Consider the following 18,984-nt stretch of genomic DNA (forward strand, 5'->3'; position numbering starts at 1 on the left):
TCTTGCACATTAGCTAAAGAGCTACCTTTATTAGCCTAAAAAAAAATTGTTATCGCCTTAAATTTTAATGATTTAAGCATCAAACCATCATAAGAAACCCTCATCATTTTTAAATCATTAAGATTAACCTAAATAATTAATATTTAAAAATAATCATCATGAGAACATTTCTTTTTTTATTATTATTTTTTGGTTTAATTACAAATTCTTTTTCTCAGGTTGAAAACAATAATTCTAAAGGGGGAGAGATTGAAATGAAAGATTTACCAGCAGTGGTAATTAAAAGTGTGGGAAAAGATTTTTCTGTTTATTTGCCAGATCGAAATCCGGATGAAAATGTTAGAGCACTTCAAGAAAAATTTATTTCCTATGATTTAGGAAAAGACTATCAAGGTTACGATTCTTACCTTGTTGTTTTAGAGGGTCCAAAAGGATCTTTATCTGCAACTTATAATGACAAAGGGGTATTAACAAGTGTGATTGAAAATTACGAGAACGTTCAACTTCCCGGTAAAGTAATTTATTCCATCTATAAAGAATATCCTGGATGGACAATTGTAAAAGATAAATTCCTTTATTCTCAAAAATCAGGAGATATTCAAAAGAAAGAATACAATCTGAAAATTAAAAAAGGCAATGAAGTTCGTAAAATTGTCATTAAACCAAATGGAGAAATTCAAAAATAATCCATAAAGAGAGTTGAAAAGACATTAAATAACAACTATTTATCAGTTAGTTTTCTTTAATGTCTTTTTTTTTATGCCTGCAAAAAATAAAAACCACTCAAGTTTATTTCAAAACAATTACTTTTATAAGTATTTTCTACAATAATAATATGAGCAAACTTCCAAATGTAACCACAAGTATTTTTACAGTAATGTCAAAAATGGCAGCAGAATACAATGCGATAAATCTTTCTCAGGGATTTCCAAACTTTCCTGTTGACGAAAGATTGACCGATATTGTTACCAGATTAGCTAAAGAAAATGTTCATCAATACACACCAATGGCAGGTTACCCGCCGTTGATGAACAAAATTGCGGCGTTAACTCAGAGTTCTTATAACAGAACAATAAATCCAGATACAGAACTTTTGGTTACAGCTGGAGCTACACAAGGAATTTTCACGACTATTTTAGCTTTGGTAAAAGAAAATGATGAAGTAGTTATTTTAGATCCGAGTTATGATTCTTACGAATCTCCAGTTTTGCTTTGCAAAGCAAAACCAGTTCGAGTAGCGTTGAATGATGATTACACGCCAAATTGGGAGCGAATTGAAAAAGCATGTTCTGCTAAAACCAGAATGATGATTATCAATAATCCGCATAATCCGACGGGGAAAATTTTAACTGAAAATGATTTTTTTCAATTAAAAAATCTGCTTGAAAAATATCCTGACATTCTTATTCTTTCCGATGAAGTTTACGAATATATTACTTTCGAAGAAAAACATATTTCTGCACAAACAAAAGATTTTCTATTAGACAAATGTATCATGGTTTCTTCTTTTGGAAAATCATTTCACATCACGGGCTGGAAAATTGGTTATACCATTGCGCCAGAGCATTTAATGAAGGAAATCAAAAAAGTGCATCAGTTTTTGGTTTTTAGTGTAAACAGCATTTCTCAATTTGCTATCAGCGAATATCTTGATGTTGTTGATGTTAATTTACTTGGAAAATTCTATCAAGAAAAAAGAGATTATTTTCAGAAATTGCTTCAAAATAGCCGTTTCGAATTAAAACCTTGCGAAGGAACTTATTTTCAAGTTGCTTCTTATGCTAACATTTCAAATGATGATGATGTTACTTTCTGCAAAAATCTTATAATCGATCACGGAGTAGCCGCCATTCCAATTTCTACTTTTTACTCCGATCATAAAGATCAAAAATTAATTCGTTTTTGTTTTGCCAAAGACGATTTCACACTTGAATCTGCAGCGAAAAAATTATGTGATATATAAAATTTTTAAAATTTTATAACATTATTATGCGTGCATCCTATTTTATTTAACTAATATTGTAAAAAAAGAAAAAGTATGAGCTACACAGATAAAATGTTACGTGACGATGCTTTACAAGGCAAAGTCATTGTCGTTACAGGCGGCGGAAGTGGTTTAGGTAAAGCAATGACCAAATATTTTCTCGAATTGGGAGCTCAAGTGGCCATAACTTCTAGAGATCTAGAAAAGTTAAAAACTACAGCTGCCGAATTGGAAAGCGAAACTGGAGGAAAATGTTTACCTCTTCAATGCGACGTTCGTCATTACGAAGAAGTAGAAAATATGCTTCAGGAAACTTTAAAAGTTTTTGGCAAAGTTGACGTTCTTTTAAATAATGCTGCAGGAAATTTCATTTCTCCAACAGAAAGATTATCTGCAAATGCATTTGATACTGTGATAGATATCGTACTTAAAGGTTCTAAAAACTGTACATTAGCTTTTGGAAAACACTGGATAGACACGAAACAAACTTCGGCTACGATTTTAAATATTGTGACAACTTACGCTTGGACAGGATCGGCTTATGTGGTTCCTAGTGCTACAGCAAAAGCGGGAGTTCTAGCAATGACAAGAAGTCTTGCTGTAGAATGGGCAAAATATGGAATTCGTTCTAATGCTATTGCTCCAGGACCTTTTCCAACAAAAGGAGCTTGGGACAGATTATTGCCAGGCGATCTTTCAGAAAAATTTGATATGGCTAAAAAAGTGCCATTAAAAAGAGTTGGAGATCACCAAGAATTGGCCAATTTAGCGGCGTATTTAGTTTCTGATTTTTCATCTTACATCAATGGAGACGTAATCACGATTGATGGAGGCGAATGGCTAAAAGGCGCCGGACAATTCAACTTATTAGAAGCAATTCCAGAAGAACTTTGGGATCAGCTTGAAATGATGATAAAAGCAAAAAAGAATAAATAATTACAAGTGCTTACTAAATTCAGAATATTTTTTAAAACTATACTGATTGCACGAAATCCCGAAGGTTTACTTTCGGGATTTTTTTTATATTTTTCACCATATAAGTAATATAATTTCAGTTAAGTAACATTTTGTTTAAATATTTTCTAGCTTAAATTTACTTACATTACTTATATGGTTAAATTATTTTAAATGTTTAACGATTCAGTTAAATTATTATTTTTGCGAAACAAATTATAACATCAAATTTATGCTCATTATAGGAATTGCAGGAGGAACAGGAAGTGGAAAGACAACAGTAGTACACCAAATCATGAACGAATTGCCACATACAGAAGTTGGGGTAATTTCTCAAGATTCTTATTATAAAGAAACTACCAATTTGTCTTTTGACGAAAGAGCATTAATCAATTTTGATCACCCTAGAGCGATTGATTTCGAATTATTGGTAAAACATTTAAAAGCGTTAAAAGCTGGCGAAACGATAGACCAACCCGTTTACTCTTTCATTCAGCACAATAGAACCGACGACACCGTTTCGACACATCCTAGAAAAGTAATGATTGTAGAAGGGATTTTAATCCTAACCAATCCAGAATTGAGAGATATGTTTGATATTAAAGTCTTCGTTCACGCAGATTCTGACGAAAGATTAATTCGTCGTTTAAAAAGAGACATTTCAGAACGCGGACGTGATATCGATGAAGTTTTAAACCGTTACCAAACAACTTTAAAACCTATGCATGAGCAATTTATAGAGCCATCTAAAGCTTTTGCAGACATTATCATCCCGAATGACAAATACAATACAGTAGCAATTGACGTAGTCCGGGCTGTAATTAATCAGAGAATTTCATAATTTTTATCGTAAATTTAGTCCATAATAATTAGGAACTGATTCCCGCTACTACTATCGGGCCTAGAGACAACACTCAAATTCAAAAGAAATATTCGTTTAAAATGAAATTTAAAAATCCATACAAAGACAAAAAATGGTTTAAATACCTGGGAAACAAATATGTTTGGGTTTCGCTGTTTTTTATAGTTTGGATGTTGTTTTTAGACAATTACTCCTATTTTGACCATCGCTTTTTAGATGGACAAATTCATGAACTTCAGGACAATAAAAAGTATTATCAGGAAGAAATCAGAAAAGATCAAGAGCAGATTAAACTGCTTAAAAATCCTGAACAAATTGAAAAATACGCTCGCGAAAAGTATTTTATGAAAAAAGATAGCGAAGATATTTATATCATACAATTTGAAGGAGACACTATTCAAGAAACAGAATAATCAAACAAAATACAATGGCCACTAACCTATTCGACGATTTTAATCCGATTTCATCCAAACAATGGAAACAAAAAATTCAGTTTGAATTGGATGGAGCCGATTACAATCAGACTGTTATTTGGAATTCGCCAGAAGATATTCAGGTAAAGCCTTTTTATCATAGCGACGAATTTACAAAAGCAGCAAATGTAAATACACAAGCCTCAGATTTTAAAATCTGCCAGAATATCTTTGTTTTCGATGTTGAAAAATCTATCGAACGTGCTTTAAACACTTTAGAAAGAGGTGCAGAAAGTCTTCGTTTTACTATTGAAAACGATAAAATTGATATTGAAAAATTACTAAATAATCTTCCTTTAGAAAACAAAACCGTTTACTTTAATTTTACTTTTATCTCAATCGATTTCGTTAAAAAATTAGATACGATTTCGATTCAGAAAAAAGCAAATTTCTATTGCAATTTTGATCCACTTGGACAATTAGCAAAAGATGGAAATTGGTTTACAACCTCAGAGAAAAACAACTTTGAAACTTTAGATTTACTCTTTAAAAATACAACCAATTTAAATCTATTATCTGTTGATTTAGGTTTATACCAAAATTCAGGAGCGAATATCACGCAACAAATTGCTTATAGTTTAGCACATTCAAATGAATATTTAAACCGTTTCTCAGGAAATGAAAAATCTATTGTTTTTCAAATTTCTGTTGGAACAAATTATTTCTTCGAAATTGCTAAACTTCGAGCACTTCGAATGCTTTTTGATTTAATTGCTTCTGAGTATAATTCAAAAATAAAATGTCATTTTTTGGTAACGCCAACAAAACGTAACAAAACAATTTACGATTACAACGTTAATATGTTGCGTACAACAACTGAATGTATGTCCGCAATTTTGGGAGGTGCAGATGCCATTGCCAATTTACCATACGATTTATTATACCACAAAGACAATGAATTTGGAGATCGAATTTCAAGAAACCAGCTTTTGATTTTAAAGCATGAAAGTTATTTCGACAAAGTAAATAATCCAGCAGACGGAAGTTATTATATTGAAAGTTTAACCATGCAATTGGCTGAAAAAAGTTTGACTTTATTTAAAGATATCGAAGCCAACGGCGGATTTTTGAAACTTCTGAATGATGGAACAATTAAAAAGAAAATTCAGGAAAGTGCTAATAAAGAACAAGAATTATTCGATTCTAAAAAAGAAATTTTATTAGGCACCAATAAATACCCGAACAAAGAAGACAGAATGAAACATGATTTAGAATTGTTTCCTTTTGTAAAAATGAAACCAAGAAAAACATTAATTACGCCAATTATTGAAAAAAGATTGGCAGAGAAAATGGAGCAAGAACGATTAGAACTGGAATAATCTCTTAAAAGTAATTAATTAAAAATTCAAAAAAGTGTCTCAATGATTAGAAAAGACCTTAAACATATAAAGTTAGACGTTAAAAGTCATAAGTTAGAAGTTAGTTCTGCTGAAAACTTTACGACCGCTGAAGGAATTGAAATCAAAAGAAATTATTCGGAGAAAGATATCGAAGATTTAGAATTTCTTGATTTCGGAGCTGGTTTTGCACCAAACTTACGCGGACCATATGCAACAATGTATGTGAGACGTCCGTGGACGATTCGTCAATATGCAGGATTTTCTACAGCAGAAGAAAGCAATGCTTTTTATAGAAAAAACTTAGCTGCGGGTCAAAAAGGACTTTCCATTGCATTTGATCTTCCAACGCATCGCGGTTACGATTCAGACCACGAAAGAGTTGTCGGCGATGTTGGAAAAGCTGGCGTTGCGATAGATTCTGTCGAAGATATGAAAGTGCTTTTCGATCAGATTCCATTAGACGAAATGTCGGTTTCTATGACCATGAATGGAGCTGTTTTACCTATTATGGCTTTTTATATTGTTGCGGCTGAAGAACAAGGCGTTGCTCCAGAAAAATTAGCAGGAACAATTCAAAACGATATTTTAAAGGAGTTTATGGTGCGAAATACGTATATCTATCCTCCAACTCCTTCAATGAAAATTATTGCCGATATCTTTGAATTTACCAGCAAAAAAATGCCAAAATTCAATTCGATTTCTATTTCTGGTTATCACATGCAGGAAGCTGGCGCAACGGCCGATATTGAATTAGCATATACTCTGGCTGATGGTTTAGAATACATTAGAACTGGATTATCAACTGGAATGACGATTGACGATTTTGCTCCGAGATTATCTTTCTTCTGGGCAATCGGAATGAATCATTTTATGGAAATTGCAAAAATGAGAGCCGGAAGAATGATTTGGGCGAAGTTGCTAAAACAATTCAATCCAAAAAGTGATAAATCTTTAGCTCTAAGAACGCATTGCCAAACTAGCGGATGGAGTTTAACAGAACAAGATCCTTTTAATAATGTGGCCAGAACTTGTATTGAAGCTTCTGCGGCAGTTTTTGGAGGAACACAATCTCTTCACACCAATGCTTTAGACGAAGCAATTGCACTTCCAACAGATTTCTCAGCAAGAATTGCTCGAAATACTCAAATATTCCTTCAGGAAGAAACCAAAATGACTAAAACGGTAGATCCTTGGGCTGGAAGTTATTATGTTGAAAGTTTGACTAATGCCATTGTTGAAAAGACTTGGAAGTTAATTGAAGAAGTGGAAGAATTGGGCGGAATGACAAAAGCGATTGAAGCTGGAATTCCAAAACTTCGAATTGAAGAAGCCGCTGCAAGAAAACAAGCCAGAATTGATAGCGGACAAGATATTATTGTCGGCGTAAACAAATATCGTTTAGAAAAAGAAGATCCGTTAGATATTTTAGATGTGGACAATCAATTAGTTCGAAAGCAACAAGTAGAACGTCTTGAAGAAATCAAACAAACGAGAGATTCAGAAAAAGTAAATAAGTCACTAGAAAAATTAATCCATTGTGCACAAACGGGAGAAGGCAATTTATTAGAAATCGCAATTGAAGCCGCTAGAAATAGAGCAACATTAGGCGAAATTAGTAATGCATTAGAAACTGTTTTTGGTCGTTTTAAAGCACAAATTAAATCTTTTAGCGGAGTGTATAGTGCAGCAATAAAAAATGACGAGAATTTTGAAAAAGCCAAACAACTAGCAGATGTTTTTGCCAAACAAGAAGGAAGACGTCCTAGAATTATGATTGCCAAAATGGGACAAGACGGTCATGACCGAGGCGCAAAAGTAGTCGCGACAGGTTACGCCGATGTAGGTTTTGACGTTGATATAGGTCCGTTGTTTCAAACTCCTGCAGAAGCTGCAAAACAAGCCGTAGAAAATGATGTTCACATCTTAGGAGTTTCATCTCTTGCAGCTGGGCATAAAACTTTGGTTCCGCAAGTTATTGAAGAACTTAAAAAACACGGACGCGAAGATATTATGGTAATTGTAGGCGGTGTAATTCCGTCGCAGGACTATCAATTCTTGTTTGATGCAGGCGCGTCAGCCGTTTTTGGGCCAGGAACTAAAATAAGCGAAGCAGCTATAAAAATCTTAGAAGCTTTAATAGATTAGAGTTTACAGTCTCAGTCTCGGTTTTCAGTTATTAATGATAAGAAAAAAGTTGCGGATTGAGATTTACTACTCATGAAAGAGAATAAAAATAGAAAAAGAGGTTGTTTCACTGTTGTGAAACAACCTCTTTTAATTTAGTCGTTTACTGTTGCGTTACTATCTGCTTCTATAAAAGAAAGATCGTAACCTGCAAAATCTCTCATGTAGCTTTTCAAAGAAGTTCCGAAAGCATCTCTAAAATGTCTGCTTCCTTTATTTTTGAAAAAATTCTTTACAGAACCTGCACCACCTAAATGCGCTGCAGCTAAAATTCCAGATTCGGTAATTTCAATACCGCTGATGATTTTGCCTTCATACTTTTGAATTTCGTAACGTAAAATCCATTTGTTTTTGGCTAATAAAGCGATGAAAGCTTTTTCTTGTAGAGCAGGATCTTTTAAAAAGGCTTTATTATCATTAATTCCAATTGCTCTTAAAGCTTTAGAACCAAATTGATATTTACCCATATAACCAAGGGAATTTACTAGTCTGTATTGCCCTTGCGATTCTTTAAAAGCTACTGCTTCTTTAAATCCTATAAGATGATTTCCTGTGAATGGGACGTTGGTGTTCGGATAATCATCCTTTTCTTTTGATGGAAAAATGTATTCTGATCCATCTGTTTTTTCAATTAAAAACCAAGGTTTGGTTTCTTTTTCTGAGGGAATAAATCCCAAACTTAAAAATGTAATAATAACGACTAAACTCGCATAAAAATACCATTTCTTTATCATAAATTGTTTTTCTTCAAGACACTGTCACTCTCTTGAAATTTCTACGGTGCAAAGATAAGACATTTTTAAAATATGCTAAAAACCAGCGATTTAACAATTTTAGACTAAAATCAAGATTCGCTTTAATCCCAAGTATAGTAATAGATTCCAAGAGATTTTGGTAACAATTTTTTAACCTTAAAAATCGAAAATTTGGGGTAAAAAAAAATCCATTTTATATAAATTTTAAGCAAATTCACACAAAAAGAAAGAAATGGATTACAATAAAATCGTCTTTTTTGTGCCAATTTTGAAAATGAGTTTTCAAATTTTATAAAATTTATGGCCGAAAAATGTTTAAATTTTCATTACTCCTAACCCAAAAATTGATCAAAATATTAATTTAATAATTTTCAAAGCAAAATCAATTTTCGATGTAAGTTTTAGAAATAAAAAAACCGAAGTAAAGTTTACTTCGGTTTTTAATATTTTTTAGAGAACTAAAATTATCTCGTTACTCCTTGACTTGCGATCCAGTCTGAATATTTTTTTGCATTTACATTGTGCTCTGCTAATGTCGCCGCAAACTCATGATATCCGAAACGTTCAACACTTGCACAGAAATAGATATAATCGTTCTTCTCTGGATTTAAAACTGCTTCTAAAGCTGTAATATCTGGCATAGCAATTGGTCCAGGAGGAAGTCCTTTATTTACATATGTATTATATGGAGATCTCATTACCAAATCGTTATAAAAAACTCTTTTAATAACTTGATCAAAATTATTGTCTCTTAATTTTAAAGAATAAATAACGGTTGGATCTGCTTGCAAAGGCATTTCTAAACGCAAACGGTTTAAGTAAACACCCGCAATACGAGGTCTTTCGTCTTTTTTAACCGATTCTTTATGAACGATTGAAGCTAAAATTGTAGCCTGAACTGGAGTTAAACCTTGTTTCTTTGCTTTTTCAATTCTTTCAGCTGTCCAGAAATTGTGATATTCTTTAATCATTTTATCACGGAATTTTTCAGCCGAAGTATTCCAATAAATTTCATAAGTGTTTGGAATGAACATTGCAAAAACGTTTTCTTCGTTAAATCCGTTTGCAGCTAAGAAAGTAGAATCTTTGATGGCTTTCAATAAAGACAAACTGTCGGCTTCGATTTCTTTACCGATTCTTCCAACAAAATTTTCTAAACGCTCTTGGTTGTTAAAAACCAATTTCACAGGAATATTTGAACGCATTGCTCGCACTAAGTCGATATTGTTCATGTCTTTCTTCAAAAGAAAACGACCTGATTTTACATTTTGTGGATAATCTCTTTTTTCTGCAACCATTTCGAAGTTGTCGAAATTCTTTACGTAAGGTGCTAAAATCTTTTTTACATCTGCGTAATTCGCATCTGTAGGCACATAAACGTATACCTCTTTTTCTTCGAATTTAGTATTAGAACTAAAAATTTTATTGATTAAAATAAAACCATAAATCAATAAAACTGAAATTATGGCTACGGCACTTATTGTGATTATTTTTTTTAGACTCAAAGCTTAAAATTTAAATTTGTTTATTAATTAGCTGAAAAATTGCTTCATCATGATAGTGGTTATGATACAAAATCCAGTCTTTTTTTATTCCGATTTTCTTAAAACCAAATTTAGTAAAAAGTGCAATACTCGCTACATTTTGTACGCCAATATTTGCATACAATTGATGAAGGTTTAAATTAGTAAAAGAATAGTTAATTAAAAGCTCTAAAGCCTCAGAACCAATATTTTTACCTTGATTTTCTTCTTTCTGAATTACAATACCGATCCCTGCCCTATTATTTCTAGGGTCAAATTCAAACAAATCAATCAAACCGATAGCAGGAAAATCTTCGTCTTGGCAGATTGCTAAACGAAGTTGTTTTGCCTCATAAATATCTTGATGAGCATTCTCTAAATATTGTTTAATCAAAAAACGGCTGTAAGGTGTCTGTGTGTTGCTAACTTCCCAGATATTCTCATCATTTTCTATAGAATAAATAAACTCCAAATCTTGAGGTTCAAGTGCACGCAAATAAATCGAATCGCCTTTTAATGTGATCATTTTACAATTTTAGATTTCTGATTGTAGATTTTAGATTTAAATCTCAATTGTTCCTTTGAATACAAATTTTGCAGGTCCTGTCAAGAAAACATTGGTATATCCATCATTATCTTTATCAAAAGAAACGACCAATTTTCCACCTTCAACGTTTAAGTTTATTGAAGTTTTATCAGTTTCACCAATCGCATTCATGGCAATTGCAACAGCAGTCGCTCCAGTTCCGCAAGCAAGAGTTTCATCTTCAACTCCTCTTTCGTAAGTTCTCAAAGAGAAAGTATCATTATCAACTTTTTTAACAAAATTGATATTGCTTCCTTTTTCTCCATATAATTCTCCGTAACGAATCGCTGCTCCATTTTCTTTTACATTATAATGTTCCAAATCGTCTACAATTTGAACATGGTGAGGCGAACCTGTATTTAAGAACGTATAAGAATCTTTTTTCTGAATTTCGTTTACATCAATCATTTGCAAAGAAACAATTGAATCATTATTGACTGAAGCGTGGTGTAATCCGTCAGTTGCAATAAAAGTCGTTTTGTCATCAATTACTCCCAATTGATTAGCAAAAGCAACAAGACAACGACCGCCATTTCCGCACATCGAACTTTGGTTTCCATCAGAGTTGTAATACACCATTCTGAAATCGGTTTCAGAATCATTTTCTAAAAGAATTAATCCGTCAGCTCCAATTCCGAAACGTCTGTCGCACAGACGCTCAATTAGTTTTACATCGTCTTTTGGAAAGAAATTTGTACGGTTATCGATCATTACAAAATCGTTTCCTGTACCTTGATATTTATAAAATTCTATTTGCATTTTTTAGTTGTTAGAAGTACAAAAGTACGAACTATTAATTAATGAAATGTTAATCATTGTTAAAGAGAGTTAAACCGCTTTTCCAAATAATTTTTTGAAGTAATTTTACGTTAAATAAAACATGAAACATAAATTCTAATAACTTAATTACAAATTCTAATATGAAAAGATTTTCAGCCTTATTTTTAGTGTCATTATTAAGTGGTGCTATTACTCTTGGTGCTTACAAGTTATTATTTGAAAGCAACAATTCTTTTTTTGGAAAAGGAAATTCTGTTGTAACTCTTGCCCCTAACTCTTATGGAAAAAATGTCGGTTTAGGAGCTGAAATACTAGATTTTACCGAAGCCGCAGACAAAACAATTCATACCGTTGTTCACGTTAAAAATGTTTCGAGAAGAACTGTCAGCAATCCGATGTTGGAGTTCTTCTACGGATATGGCGGACAACAACAGCAAGAACAAGTGGGAACTGGTTCTGGAGTAATTATTTCTGAAGACGGATATATCGTGACTAACAATCACGTAATCAAAGATGCTACAGATATTGAGATTACTTTAAACAATAAAAAATCATACAAAGCGAAGTTAATTGGTACTGATTCTAAAATGGATATTGCCCTTTTGAAAATCAATGCTGACGAGAAACTTCCTTATACTGCTTTTGCAAACTCTGACAATGTTAAAGTTGGTGAATGGGTATTGGCAGTTGGAAATCCTTACAACTTGACTTCGACTGTAACTGCTGGTATTGTTTCGGCGAAAGCCAGAAATTTAGACCAAAGCGGAATCCAATCTTTCATTCAAACTGATGCTGCCGTGAACCCAGGTAATAGTGGTGGAGCGTTAGTAAATGCAAGAGGCGAATTAATTGGAATTAACACGATGATTTCTTCTATGACTGGTTCTTATGTTGGATATTCTTTCGCAGTTCCTTCTAATATTGCTCGAAAAATTATTGAGGATATTATGGAATACGGAAATGTACAAAGAGGTATTCTTGGTGTTGAAGGTGGCGAATTGAACAGTACAGCTTCTAAAGAATTAGGAATTACAGAAACACAAGGATTCTATATTAATAGAGTTTCTAAAAATTCTGGTGCAGAAAAAGCTGGTCTTACAAAAGGGGATATTATTGTAAAACTTGACGAGCAAAATATTTCAACTTATGCAGATTTATCAGGTTACATCAATACAAAACGTCCAAACGATGTTGTAAAAGTTACTTATATTAAAGACGGGAAAACGAAAACGGTTCCTGTAACTTTAAGTAAAAACGAATTTTACAGCGCTGAAGTTAAAGGAATTGAATTAGAAAATATAGACGCTGCTGACAAGAAAAAATTCAGAATTGATTATGGTGTTAAAATTAAAAACATCACCAACGAGAATTTAATGCAATATCAAAATGAATTACTAGGAAACATCATCCTAAGTATTGATAATGTAAAAGCAACAAACGTTGAAACAGTTTCTAAACTTTTAAGTAAAAAAGACGAAGGACAAAGCGTTCGAATTGAAATGATCAACAGAAATGGAGAGATTTTCAGAATTATAATTTAAGTCGCAGTTTTCGGTCACAGTTTACAGTTTTCAAACTGCGACTGAGAACCGAGACTGAAAACTTCAAAAAAGCCATCTTAAGAAATTTAAGGTGGCTTTTTTATTTTCAAAAATAAATGCTAAAATAGTTTACGAAATCGATTGAAATAGATACTTTTGCGCCAAATTTTAAAATAGTGAGCATTTTATTTTTTCAATTATGAGTAACAAATCATTGTACCAAAAAGAGGTAACATTACAAGTCGACCGAAGAAAAGCGGGTGTCGAATTAATCAAAGTCATAAGCGATTTATGGTATGACAAATCAATCGAAATGGTTTTATTCAAAAATCAATTATTGGATAAAAACGTAAGCGATATTATCAATCTTCATCAATATGCTGGCGAATTTGTTGGCAAACCAATCACCATTTTTGATTCGGTTGAAATCGCAAAAGTGGTTCTATCTTTAGATCTTCCACCAGCGAAAATAGATTTAGGAAAACTAACTTATGAGTATCGATTAGAAGATGAAAAATATCCTGATGCAAGATATTTTGTTATTGAAAAATTGAAAAAAGCAAAATCTTCAAAAGAGATTCAACCTAAAGATGTTGTTTTATATGGTTTTGGAAGAATTGGACGTTTATTAGCAAGAGAGCTAATGTCTAAAACTGGAAAAGGAAACCAATTACGTTTGAGAGCAATTGTAACCCGTGATAAAAATGACGCATCAAGTTTAGAGAAACGAGCTTCTCTATTGCGATATGACTCAATTCACGGAGATTTTCAAGGATCTGTAATTGCCGATTCTAAAAATAATGCTTTAATTATTAACGGAACAACTGTTCACAACATTACTGCAAATTCTCCAGAAGAAATTGATTATACAGCATATGGCATCAATGATGCTTTAGTAATTGATAATACTGGAGCATTTACAACAGAAGAAGCATTAAAAAGACATTTAACTTCAAACGGAGCCAGCAAAGTTTTATTGACTGCGCCTGGAAAAGGAGTTCCAAATATTGTTCATGGCGTAAATCACAATGATTTTAATCCTGATGAAGTAAATATTTTTTCTGCTGCATCATGCACAACAAATGCGATTACTCCAATTTTAAAAGTAGTTGAAGAAAGTTTAGGAGTTGTAAAAGGACATTTAGAAACAATCCATGCGTACACCAACGATCAAAATTTGGTTGATAATATGCATAAAAAATACCGTCGAGGAAGAGCAGCAGCTTTAAATATGGTTATTACAGAAACTGGTGCAGGAAGCGCTGTTGCAAAAGCTTTGCCATCATTAGAAGGAAAATTAACTTCAAACGCTATACGAGTTCCCGTTCCAAACGGCTCTCTTGTGGTTTTAAATTTAGAGGTTAAGAAGGCAACATCAATTGCCGCAATCAACAAAATCATGAAGAAATATGCTCTAGAAGGAGAATTGGTAGAGCAAATAAAATATTCTTTAAATAACGAATTGGTTTCATCTGATATTGTCGGGACATCTGCTCCATCAATTTATGACAGCAATGCTACAATCGTTTCAAAAGACGGAAAAAATATTGTGCTGTACATTTGGTATGACAATGAATACGGATACAGTCATCAAGTTATCCGTTTAGCAAAATATATTGCCAAAGTAAGACGTTATACTTATTATTAATTCGACCAAACTAACTTTTTTTCTTAAAACCATCAAGATTTCTTGGTGGTTTTTTGTTTGTCAGATAGGCAAAACAGTGGTACTTTTTACTTCTGAAATTACAAAAACAGTGTTTATTAAAGAAACTTCAGGCAAAACAGATAATTTTTTCTGATGAAAATGATGATAGCTTTCCATGTCTGGAATTATAATTTTAAGCATATAATCAAAGTTTCCAGAAACATAATTGCACTCAACGACTTCAGGAAGATTCAAAATAGACTGATTAAACCCTTCTGATGTGTCATAAGTCTGTTTGACCAACGTAACCTGACAATAAACCGTCAAATTATTTCCTAATTTTTTCTTGTCAAGAAGCGTTACATATTTTTCTATAATTCCATCTTTTTCAAGACGTTTCACCCGATCATGAACAGGCGTTAACGACAAATTTATTTTGTTTGCAATATCTTTTAAAGTGTAATGTGCATCTTCTTGCAAAAGACGTAGTATTTTTTTGTCAATTTCATCTAAAGCCATAACGAAAACGTTTTATTAAAATTAGTTCGATTTAGTCTTTTTTTCTTTTTGAAGAATAAAATTCACTTCCAAACAGAATATTTTTCTGTAAAAGTAAAAAATAAAATAATATTTTCTTATTTACTATGCGTTAAACCATAATTTATTCTCTATCTGTAGATTTGTAAAACAATTTCAATAAAAACAAAAAAATATAACAAAATGATAATAGGTGTTCCGAAAGAAATAAAAAATAATGAAAACAGAGTTGCTTTAACTCCTGCAGGTGTTTCTGAAATGAAAAAACACGGCCATACAGTTTATGTTCAATCTACTGCTGGTATAGGAAGTGGTTTCGCTGACGCAGAATATGCTGAAGCTGGCGCGGTAATTTTACCAACTATTGAGGAGGTTTATGCTATTGCAGAAATGATCATCAAAGTAAAAGAACCAATTGCTTCAGAATATCCATTGATCAAAAAAGATCAATTATTATTTACTTATTTCCACTTTGCTTCTTCAGAAGAATTAACACACGCAATGTTGGAAAAAGGAGCTGTTTGTTTAGCTTACGAAACTGTAGAAAAAACAGACAGAAGTTTACCATTATTAGTTCCAATGTCTGAAGTTGCAGGTCGTATGGCAATTCAACAAGGGGCAAAATACCTTGAAAAACCATTAAAAGGAAGAGGAATTCTTTTAGGAGGTGTTCCAGGTGTGCCACCAGCAAAAGTATTGGTTTTAGGTGGAGGAATCGTAGGAACTCAAGCTGCTAAAATGGCTGCTGGATTAGGTGCTCAAGTAACTATTATGGACTTAAGTTTACCTCGTTTACGTCAACTAGACGATATCATGCCTGCAAACGTAAATACAGAAATGTCTAACCACTACAATATCACAAGAGCAATTAAAGATGCTGACTTAATTGTTGGAGCAGTTTTAATTCCAGGAGCAAAAGCACCTCACTTAATCACTCGTGATATGCTAAAATTAATGCGTCCAGGAACTGTTGTTGTTGACGTAGCAGTAGATCAAGGCGGATGTATTGAAACTTGTACACCTACAACTCACGAAAACCCAACTTTCATTATTGACGATATTGTTCACTACTGTGTAGCTAATATGCCAGGAGCTGTTCCTTACACTTCTACTTTAGCTTTAACAAACGCAACTTTACCTTATGCTGTACAATTAGCAAACAAAGGATGGGAAAAAGCTTGTGCTGAAAATGAAGAATTGAAAAAAGGATTAAACGTAGCTAATGGAAAAATCCTTTACAAAGGAGTTGCAGAAGCTTGGAATCTTCCTTTTAACGAAGAAATAGTATTAGCAAACGCATAGTGCTAATACTTGTATAAGTGCTTACTAAATCACTATTACATAAAGGCTTTTCTTAACTGAAAAGCCTTTTTTTATGCCATAAAAAAACCTGCCATGAAGACAGGTTTTTTAAATATTATATTTTTTATTTCTTATCATCAAGAACTTCAGTCATTACCTTCGCTTCAGTTCCATTTGGAAAAGTAACTTTTATTTTCTGAGCTATTGTTGGAGCAATCTCTGTAATAGCCTTTTTATCATGAGACTCTCCTTTTTTAATATTCCAACCGTAGAAAATAGCAGGTACGTGTGTATCATAACTGTAGATTGTTCCGTGTGACGTTCCAGTAGGAGTATATTCAATCATACCTGGTTTGTCTATAATAACTAAATCGCCGTTTTGCGTTACATCATACCCCTTAGCAGCAAAATTTAAAGCATAATCATTTCCTGCATTAGCTAAAATTTCTTCTTCTGTATAAACTTTCTTAACTTGTGGCTGAGTAATTAAAAATTCTTTAAAAGCTTGTTTTACTTTTACAAGTTCTAAATTTTTATCTTTAATAATTTGTTTATTGAAGAAAACATTAAAGTTCGAATAATTCTGAATTAAATCTACACCAAAAGTCTTAGTTGAAAAATCTTGTAAGCTTTTCTTAACCTCTTTAGAAGGGTAATTGTCTACATTATATTTACGATCTTTCAAATAAATTACGTTTTCAGCTCCAGCATGATCAGCTGTCAAGAAAAGCAAATAATTACCTTTGCCAACGGTTTTATCAAGATAAGCTAAAAAATCAGCAATTGTTTGATCCAATCTTAAATAAGTATCTTGAAGTTCCATAGACCTTGGCCCAAGTAAATGCCCTACATAATCCGTAGAAGAAAAACTAACAGTCAAAAAGTCTGTAATGTTGTCTTTACCTAATTCTTCCTTCTCAATCGCTCTTTTTGCAAATTCAGCTAATAAATCATTCCCGAAAGGAGTTGCCTTGATAATTCCAGCATCATTCTTCTCATACATTGATTTTAAATCATATGGAAAAACTGGAGCTGCACTTCCATATAATTTTCCTTCATACGGATTATTATCAGGAAGACTTTCATTGTAAACCGAAGCAGGTTTGTACAAATCCCATCCTTTATTGATATATTTTAAGTAGTTTTTCTCATTATTGAATTCTGTCACCCATTCTGGTAATTTTTCACCATAAAAAGTACTTGAAATAAAAGAACCGGTTTTACTGTACCAAAATGCCCAATTTGCAAAATGCCCAGCTGGTAAGATAGCACCACGATCTTTTAAACTTAATCCGATTACTTTTCCATTAAAATTTGTAGCCATTCTAACTTCATCAGTAATTGTCGTAGCTTGAAGGTTTTTAGGAGACATTGCACCTTCTTCAACAGTTCCGTCACCTACAGTTTTAACTCCTGCATCATCTGTACAATAAGTTTCTTTACCTAGAGTTCTACTGAACCATTCATTACCAACAATTCCATGAGTAGCAGGCGTTGTACCTGTATAAATTGAAGCATGTCCAGGAGCAGTATAAGTTGGCATATAGTTATAATGCATGTTTTGGAAAGTAAATCCATCATTCATTAATCTCTTAAAGCCGTTTGGAGAAAAATCATCTGAAAAACGATATAAATATTCCATTTTCATTTGATCGACAACTATACCCACAACCAACTTTGGACGTTGTTGTTGCGCACTTAAACCTGTAACAGCAAGAAGCGCTAACAATAAAATATTTTTCTTCATGTTTAAATAAAATAATTGAAACACAAAAATACTCATTCAAATTCAAAAAGTCTAAGGTATCAATATTTAACCTTCTACAATTGACTATAATTTAACAGTTATTAAACTATTATGACTACAATTAATGGTGTTTCCCTATGTGCCGTCCATTATATCTTTTCTGGGAAGAGTATTTAAAGGAAAAGAAGTCAATCAAAAACACCCCTAAAACAGAAAACCCCATCCGTATTGGATGGGGTTTTCAAAAGAAAGGCGACGACATACTCTCCCACATAACTGCAGTACCATCTGCGCAGGCGGGCTTAACTTCTCTGTTCGGGATGGGAAGAGGTGAGCCCCGCCGCAATAACCACCTTAAGAAGTTATAATTGCTTTGGGCAATCTTTGGCTGATTATCAGCCAAACAATATTTTAACATACTGAGATAAAGAAACAAACAAGCTTTTTTAGAAAGTTTCCTCCCGAGCCTTGCGGCCCGGGAAAAGTCGTGCATAAGCTTACGGATTATTAGTACTACTCGACTATGACATTACTGCCTTTACATCTGTAGCCTATCAACGTGGTCATCTTCCACGATCCTTAAAAGAAATCTCATCTTGTGGTGGGTTTCGCGCTTATATGCTTTCAGCGCTTATCCCTTCCAAACGTAGCTACTCTGCGGTGCCCCTGGCGGGACAACAGATACACTAGAGGTTTGTCCAATTCGGTCCTCTCGTACTAGAATCAGATCCACTCAAATTTCTAACGCCCGCAGTAGATAGAGACCGA

16 protein-coding genes and 2 rRNA genes are annotated in these 18,984 nt (G+C 33.0%); 10 read left to right on the top strand and 8 right to left on the bottom strand.

What is annotated here, in order from left to right:
- Nucleotides 1-158: 158 nt before the first annotated feature.
- From ACE01P_RS10480 to scpA, 7 genes are all read left to right on the top strand, one after another.
- On the top strand, nucleotides 159-686 hold the full coding sequence (locus ACE01P_RS10480) for a hypothetical protein (protein ID WP_379697173.1): 528 nt from the start codon (nucleotides 159-161) through the stop codon (nucleotides 684-686).
- Between the two features lie 149 nt (nucleotides 687-835).
- On the top strand, nucleotides 836-1,963 hold the full coding sequence (locus ACE01P_RS10485) for a methionine aminotransferase (protein ID WP_379697177.1): 1,128 nt from the start codon (nucleotides 836-838) through the stop codon (nucleotides 1,961-1,963).
- A gap of 75 nt (nucleotides 1,964-2,038) precedes the next feature.
- A complete protein-coding gene (locus ACE01P_RS10490) occupies nucleotides 2,039-2,920 on the top strand; it encodes an SDR family oxidoreductase (protein ID WP_186296627.1) in 882 nt (293 codons plus the stop codon).
- Between the two features lie 250 nt (nucleotides 2,921-3,170).
- Nucleotides 3,171-3,779 carry a uridine kinase gene (gene udk, locus ACE01P_RS10495; RefSeq protein ID WP_111289226.1) on the top strand — a complete coding sequence of 203 codons (609 nt, stop codon included), beginning with the start codon at nucleotides 3,171-3,173 and terminating at the stop codon, nucleotides 3,777-3,779.
- A gap of 101 nt (nucleotides 3,780-3,880) precedes the next feature.
- Nucleotides 3,881-4,213 (top strand): septum formation initiator family protein, encoded by a 333-nt coding sequence (locus ACE01P_RS10500; protein ID WP_379697181.1) that lies wholly within the window; start codon nucleotides 3,881-3,883, stop codon nucleotides 4,211-4,213.
- A 14-nt stretch (nucleotides 4,214-4,227) separates the two neighbouring features.
- Nucleotides 4,228-5,592, top strand: a complete 1,365-nt coding sequence (locus ACE01P_RS10505; protein ID WP_379697184.1) for a methylmalonyl-CoA mutase subunit beta — start codon at nucleotides 4,228-4,230, stop codon at nucleotides 5,590-5,592.
- Between the two features lie 42 nt (nucleotides 5,593-5,634).
- Nucleotides 5,635-7,758, top strand: a complete 2,124-nt coding sequence (gene scpA / locus ACE01P_RS10510; protein WP_379697187.1) for a methylmalonyl-CoA mutase — start codon at nucleotides 5,635-5,637, stop codon at nucleotides 7,756-7,758.
- A 134-nt stretch (nucleotides 7,759-7,892) separates the two neighbouring features.
- Here the strand turns inward: scpA and ACE01P_RS10515 are convergent, their stop codons facing one another.
- From ACE01P_RS10515 to dapF, 4 genes are all read right to left on the bottom strand, one after another.
- Nucleotides 7,893-8,531: a peptidoglycan-binding protein LysM gene (locus ACE01P_RS10515; protein WP_379697189.1), complete on the bottom strand. Its 639-nt coding sequence runs from the start codon at nucleotides 8,529-8,531 to the stop codon at nucleotides 7,893-7,895.
- A gap of 485 nt (nucleotides 8,532-9,016) precedes the next feature.
- The gene (mltG, locus tag ACE01P_RS10520) at nucleotides 9,017-10,057 is read right to left on the bottom strand and encodes an endolytic transglycosylase MltG (RefSeq protein ID WP_379697192.1); all 1,041 of its coding nucleotides are present in this window, start codon (nucleotides 10,055-10,057) and stop codon (nucleotides 9,017-9,019) included.
- Between the two features lie 10 nt (nucleotides 10,058-10,067).
- Nucleotides 10,068-10,601, bottom strand: a complete 534-nt coding sequence (locus tag ACE01P_RS10525) for a GNAT family N-acetyltransferase (protein WP_198858273.1) — start codon at nucleotides 10,599-10,601, stop codon at nucleotides 10,068-10,070.
- Nucleotides 10,602-10,637: 36 nt separating this feature from the next.
- Entirely contained in the window at nucleotides 10,638-11,420 is a 783-nt protein-coding gene (gene dapF, locus ACE01P_RS10530; protein ID WP_379697195.1) for a diaminopimelate epimerase, read from the bottom strand.
- A 161-nt stretch (nucleotides 11,421-11,581) separates the two neighbouring features.
- Between dapF and ACE01P_RS10535 the strand changes: the two genes are divergently transcribed.
- Together ACE01P_RS10535 and ACE01P_RS10540 are read left to right on the top strand one after the other, a co-directional pair.
- A complete protein-coding gene (locus ACE01P_RS10535) occupies nucleotides 11,582-12,982 on the top strand; it encodes a trypsin-like peptidase domain-containing protein (protein WP_379697198.1) in 1,401 nt (466 codons plus the stop codon).
- Between the two features lie 199 nt (nucleotides 12,983-13,181).
- Nucleotides 13,182-14,630 (top strand): glyceraldehyde-3-phosphate dehydrogenase, encoded by a 1,449-nt coding sequence (locus ACE01P_RS10540; RefSeq protein ID WP_379697200.1) that lies wholly within the window; start codon nucleotides 13,182-13,184, stop codon nucleotides 14,628-14,630.
- Between the two features lie 60 nt (nucleotides 14,631-14,690).
- Here the strand turns inward: ACE01P_RS10540 and ACE01P_RS10545 are convergent, their stop codons facing one another.
- Nucleotides 14,691-15,149 carry an Lrp/AsnC family transcriptional regulator gene (locus ACE01P_RS10545; protein WP_207294966.1) on the bottom strand — a complete coding sequence of 153 codons (459 nt, stop codon included), beginning with the start codon at nucleotides 15,147-15,149 and terminating at the stop codon, nucleotides 14,691-14,693.
- A 201-nt stretch (nucleotides 15,150-15,350) separates the two neighbouring features.
- Here ACE01P_RS10545 and ald point away from each other — a divergent pair, with 201 nt between their 5' ends.
- The gene (ald, locus tag ACE01P_RS10550) at nucleotides 15,351-16,469 is read left to right on the top strand and encodes an alanine dehydrogenase (RefSeq protein WP_379697202.1); all 1,119 of its coding nucleotides are present in this window, start codon (nucleotides 15,351-15,353) and stop codon (nucleotides 16,467-16,469) included.
- Nucleotides 16,470-16,593: 124 nt separating this feature from the next.
- Here ald and pafA read toward each other — a convergent pair whose 3' ends face one another.
- The 3 genes from pafA to ACE01P_RS10565 form a co-directional block, all read right to left on the bottom strand.
- Entirely contained in the window at nucleotides 16,594-18,216 is a 1,623-nt protein-coding gene (gene pafA / locus ACE01P_RS10555) for an alkaline phosphatase PafA (protein WP_379697205.1), read from the bottom strand.
- A 247-nt stretch (nucleotides 18,217-18,463) separates the two neighbouring features.
- Nucleotides 18,464-18,573, bottom strand: a 5S ribosomal RNA gene (gene rrf, locus ACE01P_RS10560).
- Nucleotides 18,574-18,703: 130 nt separating this feature from the next.
- A 23S ribosomal RNA gene (locus tag ACE01P_RS10565) occupies nucleotides 18,704-18,984 on the bottom strand; the annotation flags it as partial.

The sequence above is a fragment of the Flavobacterium sp. HJSW_4 genome, assembly GCF_042436695.1.
In the GTDB taxonomy this organism is placed as follows: Bacteria; Bacteroidota; Bacteroidia; order Flavobacteriales; family Flavobacteriaceae; genus Flavobacterium.

Coding starts and splice junctions, on each gene's coding strand:
- udk (WP_111289226.1), top strand. CDS start 3,171: ATGCTCATTATAGGAATTGCAGGAGGAACAGGAAGTGGAAAGACAACA.
- ACE01P_RS10485 (WP_379697177.1), top strand. CDS start 836: ATGAGCAAACTTCCAAATGTAACCACAAGTATTTTTACAGTAATGTCA.
- ACE01P_RS10500 (WP_379697181.1), top strand. CDS start 3,881: ATGAAATTTAAAAATCCATACAAAGACAAAAAATGGTTTAAATACCTG.
- dapF (WP_379697195.1), bottom strand. CDS start 11,420: ATGCAAATAGAATTTTATAAATATCAAGGTACAGGAAACGATTTTGTA.
- ACE01P_RS10480 (WP_379697173.1), top strand. CDS start 159: ATGAGAACATTTCTTTTTTTATTATTATTTTTTGGTTTAATTACAAAT.
- ACE01P_RS10490 (WP_186296627.1), top strand. CDS start 2,039: ATGAGCTACACAGATAAAATGTTACGTGACGATGCTTTACAAGGCAAA.
- ACE01P_RS10525 (WP_198858273.1), bottom strand. CDS start 10,601: ATGATCACATTAAAAGGCGATTCGATTTATTTGCGTGCACTTGAACCT.
- ald (WP_379697202.1), top strand. CDS start 15,351: ATGATAATAGGTGTTCCGAAAGAAATAAAAAATAATGAAAACAGAGTT.
- ACE01P_RS10505 (WP_379697184.1), top strand. CDS start 4,228: ATGGCCACTAACCTATTCGACGATTTTAATCCGATTTCATCCAAACAA.
- ACE01P_RS10535 (WP_379697198.1), top strand. CDS start 11,582: ATGAAAAGATTTTCAGCCTTATTTTTAGTGTCATTATTAAGTGGTGCT.
- pafA (WP_379697205.1), bottom strand. CDS start 18,216: ATGAAGAAAAATATTTTATTGTTAGCGCTTCTTGCTGTTACAGGTTTA.
- ACE01P_RS10545 (WP_207294966.1), bottom strand. CDS start 15,149: ATGGCTTTAGATGAAATTGACAAAAAAATACTACGTCTTTTGCAAGAA.
- scpA (WP_379697187.1), top strand. CDS start 5,635: ATGATTAGAAAAGACCTTAAACATATAAAGTTAGACGTTAAAAGTCAT.
- ACE01P_RS10515 (WP_379697189.1), bottom strand. CDS start 8,531: ATGATAAAGAAATGGTATTTTTATGCGAGTTTAGTCGTTATTATTACA.
- ACE01P_RS10540 (WP_379697200.1), top strand. CDS start 13,182: ATGAGTAACAAATCATTGTACCAAAAAGAGGTAACATTACAAGTCGAC.